This window comes from Bacillus sp. JJ1474 (assembly GCF_036965225.1).
GTDB lineage: Bacteria > Bacillota > Bacilli > Bacillales > Cytobacillaceae > Cytobacillus.
The window spans coordinates 1-4439 of sequence record NZ_JBALPC010000250.1 but is presented as its reverse complement, the minus strand read 5'-3'; the positions used below and the strand labels follow the sequence as shown (position 1 = coordinate 4439).

At 39.3% G+C, this 4439-nt stretch carries 5 protein-coding genes; 3 read left to right on the top strand and 2 right to left on the bottom strand.

Annotated elements, in window-relative coordinates; translation table 11 throughout:
- Nucleotides 1-333 precede the first annotated feature (333 nt).
- From cccA to V7164_RS23585, 3 genes are all read left to right on the top strand, one after another.
- Nucleotides 334-696, top strand: coding sequence for a cytochrome c550 (cccA, locus tag V7164_RS23595; RefSeq protein ID WP_335344561.1), 363 nt, complete (start codon nt 334-336; stop codon nt 694-696).
- Nucleotides 697-917: 221 nt separating this feature from the next.
- Nucleotides 918-1628 carry a tRNA (adenine(22)-N(1))-methyltransferase gene (locus V7164_RS23590; RefSeq protein WP_335355410.1) on the top strand — a complete coding sequence of 237 codons (711 nt, stop codon included), beginning with the start codon at nt 918-920 and terminating at the stop codon, nt 1626-1628.
- Nucleotides 1625-2740 carry a Nif3-like dinuclear metal center hexameric protein gene (locus V7164_RS23585; RefSeq protein ID WP_335355409.1) on the top strand — a complete coding sequence of 372 codons (1116 nt, stop codon included), beginning with the start codon at nt 1625-1627 and terminating at the stop codon, nt 2738-2740. Before V7164_RS23590 ends, V7164_RS23585 begins: the two co-directional genes overlap by 4 nt.
- Nucleotides 2741-2793: 53 nt before the next feature.
- Here the strand turns inward: V7164_RS23585 and V7164_RS23580 are convergent, their stop codons facing one another.
- Both V7164_RS23580 and vrrA read right to left on the bottom strand, forming a co-directional pair.
- A complete protein-coding gene (locus tag V7164_RS23580) occupies nt 2794-3732 on the bottom strand; it encodes a 4-hydroxy-3-methylbut-2-enyl diphosphate reductase (RefSeq protein ID WP_335355408.1) in 939 nt (312 codons plus the stop codon).
- Nucleotides 3733-3921: 189 nt separating this feature from the next.
- On the bottom strand, nt 3922-4439 hold a 518-nt coding region (gene vrrA, locus V7164_RS23575), incomplete at its 5' end, for a VrrA/YqfQ family protein (RefSeq protein ID WP_335355407.1).

The following is a 4439-nucleotide window of genomic DNA, read 5'->3' as shown; positions in this document are numbered from 1 at the left end:
GTTTTTTATGGTTGTTAACAGGCTGGAAACTTAAGCTTCCAGCCTTTATCATATCTGGAGTTTTAGGGATAATATTAATAGTAATTTCTATATTTATATATTAAAAAGATTTTTTTGAAGTTTTTAAATGTTGAGAAAATGGTTTTCTCTCTTTTATTTAATGAAGTAAGTGGAAGTTCCTCTAAATTCGCTGGAGTTTTGTCTGATTTTTGAATTTGGTGTAACAAAGTTGCCTTAAGGGCTTTTCCTTCTACACGTTTTGAAGTAGAATAGAAATTGTTTGTATAAATATTTACTTTATTTGAGATGTTCTTACATAAGGGAGGTATAAACATGAAAAATCCAGTAATGCCGTACATCTTAATTTTTGCATTGGGTATCGTTGCAATGTTCCTGATTTCCTTTAAAGGACTTGGTGATGCTGAGCAGCTTGCTGCTGAAAGAGAAGGCGGCGGTGAAAAGACTGAAGAAACGGCTGCAGCAAGCCCTGAGGAGATCTATCAAAAGAGCTGTATTGGGTGCCATGGTGATCAATACCAAGGTGCAGTTGGACCAGCTTTAACAGGTGTTGGTGACCATCTATCACAGGAAGAGATAGCTGATATTCTTGTTAATGGTAAAGGGTCCATGCCTCCTGGTTTAGTTCCTGCAGATAAAGCAGGCGAAATGGCTGCTTGGCTAGCGGAATTAAAATAAAATAGTTTGTTAAACATAAGCTTGAAGGCCAAACTTTGGCCTCCCCAAGCGCAAAATAAAAAAAGTCCTTTGCATCTGTAAAGGGCTTTTTTTAAGTAGATTTTTTCCTCGTGGGTGTTAAGACTTTGCAAAACCATACTATTTTTAATACTATTATAAGGATAAATCAACTGTGCTAGTAATAGTGGACTTATATTTTTCTTTGAAAAGTGGTGGATAAATTGAATACTGAGAAATTATCACAGCGTTTAGAGGCTGTTGCAAATTATATTCCTGAAGGGTGCAGACTTGCTGATATTGGCTCGGATCACGCATATTTGCCATGCTATGCAGTGAAACGAGGCATGATCCCTTTTGCGGTTGCTGGGGAAGTGGCAGAGGGACCGTATCAATCTGCTAAAAGCCAAGTTGAAGCGGAAGGATTAAATGACAAGATAAATGTCCGCAAAGGAAATGGATTACAGGTAATCTCAGTGGATGAAGTGGATTGTATTACAATTGCCGGGATGGGCGGAGCTTTAATCACAAATATTTTGGAAGAGGGCAAGGAAAAGCTAGGAACGATAAAAAGGCTGATATTACAGCCAAATATCAGTGCTATTACGATAAGAAGCTGGCTTAATAAAAATGGCTGGGTATTAATTGCTGAAGAAATTCTTGAAGAAGATGAAAAAATTTATGAGATTTTAGTTGCTGAAAAAGGGGATTCGAAGGAAAGACGAGAGTTGGATCTGCAAAAGGAATTATTATTTGGCCCTTTTTTACTAAAGCAAAAATCAGCTGTTTTTAAAAAGAAATGGCTTGGAGAATTAAAGAATTGGCAAAGAATTTTAGCCCAGCTTGAGAATGCAGCAGCTACAGAGGAAACGATAGAGAAAAAAAATGAACTAATAGAGAAGATAAAGATGGTAGAGGAGGTATTAGATCATTGAAAAAAATAAATGGACATGAAATCATTCAGCTATTTGAACAGTTTTCTCCAAAAGGCTATGCCATGGAGGGAGACAAAATTGGGCTGCAAATTGGCAGATTGAATAAGCCGGTTGAGAACGTCATGATTGCACTGGATGTGCTAGAAGAAGTAGTTGATGAAGCGATCGCGAAGAATGTTCAACTCATTATTGCTCACCACCCGCCTATTTTTCGACCGCTTAAATCAATTGCCACTGATACGCCTGCCGGTAGAATAATTGAGAAATTGATTAAGCATGATATCGCTGTCTATGCTGCCCACACAAATTTGGACGTTGCTACTGGCGGTGTTAACGATATGCTTGCTGAAGCACTAAAGCTAGTTAATACGGAGGTCTTAGTTCCTACCTACGAGACCGAATTGAAAAAACTAGTTGTCTTTGTTCCAGAAGATAATGCTGACGACCTTAAAAAGGCATTAGGAGATGCTGGTGCTGGAGCGATTGGCCATTACAGTCATTGCAGTTTCGAATCATCCGGAATTGGACAGTTTTTACCAGGTGAAGGGACAAATTCCTTTATTGGCGAGCATGGAAAGCTAGAGTCAGTGAAAGAACTGAGGATCGAAACGATTTTCCCGGCTCAGTTAGAGAATAGAATCTTAAAAGCCATGTTTCTTGCTCATCCTTACGAAGAAGTTGCCTATGATATTTATAAGCTGGACAATAAGGGTGAAGTATTAGGTCTTGGCAGAATTGGCGAAATTGAGGAAATGACATTAGGGGAATTCGCAAATCACGTTAAAAAAACATTAGATGTGAATGGTGTCCGTGTCGTAGGAGATCTCGATTCAAAGGTTAAAAAAGTAGCTGTCCTCGGCGGGGATGGGAATAAATACTTTACCTCTGCCAAATTTAAAGGAGCAGATGTCTACGTAACGGGTGATATGTATTATCATGTGGCACATGACGCCATGATGATGGGATTGAATATAGTTGACCCAGGGCACAATGTCGAAAAGGTGATGAAACAAGGCGTAACCCTGCAATTGACAAAAATGTGCCAAGAAAAGGGATATGCCGTTTCAATATTTGCTTCTGAAATACATACAGATCCTTTTCAATTTATGTAAGTAAAGCTTATAAAAAGAAGGGCTGCCATTTTTTAGGCTGCCCTCTTTTTTATTTATTTTTTAACCTTTGGTAAAATTTTATTTAATGGCACTTTTTTCTCTTTTACCCATGTACTTTCATCATTCGGATTAAATTGTTCAATAAATGAAATGACTTCTTTTGTGATTGGAGTTGGTGTAGATGCTCCTGATGTCACGGCAACGGTTGATGCATTCTTAATCCACTCAATATTTAGCTCAGTTACATCGGCAATACGGTAGGCGGTTGTTCCGGCAATTTCTTGTGAAACCTGTGCGAGCCGGTTTGAGTTATTGCTTTTTGGATCGCCGACGACAATAAGGACATCAGCTTCACCGGCTTGTTCGGCAACAGCCTCCTGACGAACCTGGGTTGCTAAGCATATTTCTTTGTGGAATTCAGCATGTGGATATTTCTCCTTAATTTGCTCCATCACATGCTTAACATCCCATTGGCTCATTGTTGTTTGATTCGTGACAACAATTTTTTCGCTATGAATATTTAATGCATTGACATCATCTATCGTTTCAACAAGGTGAACATCGTTAGGAGCTACTCCTACAGCTCCTTCTGGTTCTGGATGCCCTTTTTTGCCAATGTAGATAATTTTAAAGCCTTCTTTTGTTTTTTCCTTAATTAAATCATGGGTTCTCGTAACATCAGGGCACGTTGCATCTATAGTAATGAGTCCTTTTTGCTTTGCCAATTCCCTCACTTGAGGAGAAATTCCATGTGCTGTGAAAATAACAGTACCTTTATCGACCTTTTCAAGAATCTCTAAACGATTGCTTCCGTCAAGTGTAATGATGCCCTCTTCTTCAAAAGCATCGGTTACATGTTTGTTATGAACAATCATTCCAAGAATATAAATGGGCCTAGGCAAATTTTTATCGAGTGCAGCATTTCTCGCAATTACCATGGCATCTACAACACCGTAGCAGTAGCCCCGCGGTGAAATTTTAATAATCTCCATGATCAAAGAAACCCCCTTAAGTTTGAATCTATATATGGTGACTAATTATGTTATATTAGTTCAATTGGATAAATGAACAAATCACGTATACTATTATATCGGACATTTGATCATAATAATACTAAAAGAGAATTCCAAAGGTAGTGTTTCTCATCATGGACATAAAAAATTATTCCGTAAGCAGATTATTTAAACGTAAAGCTTCGGCATGGAGGTTCCTATTTCACTCTTTTTTTCGCTTTGAATGGAAATCTGTTCGGATGTCCCTTCTTTTTTCTTAGTTTGTTTAGCAGTTTTTTTTGTCTTGGCGGGCTCCTTTTTTTCCTGAGCTTTCTCTTCCGTGTCATCTGATGAGTTTTTTAATCCTCGATAAAGCTTCCATATCGCTGGAATGTTTTTTACCATTGGCCCATATTGCTGTACCATTGGCCCGAATTGCTGAGCTGAGTTTAATACTTTCTGTGTATTTTCTAAGAAGCCTGAAATAGCCCCTGGATTACTAAGAGTTTTTAGGATTCCCCCTGCACCGTTACCTCCAGCTCCGGCTGCTCTGCTTGCTGTTTGCAGCGGTCCAGCCCCTATACCGCGAGCCTGTTGGTTCCCGCGGCCTAACAGCTTGGATAGCAAGCCACCGCCGCCCTGTCTCATTTGCGATGGTCCGCCTGGTCCCCTAAATCCACCGCCGCCCTGTCTCATTTGCGGTGGTC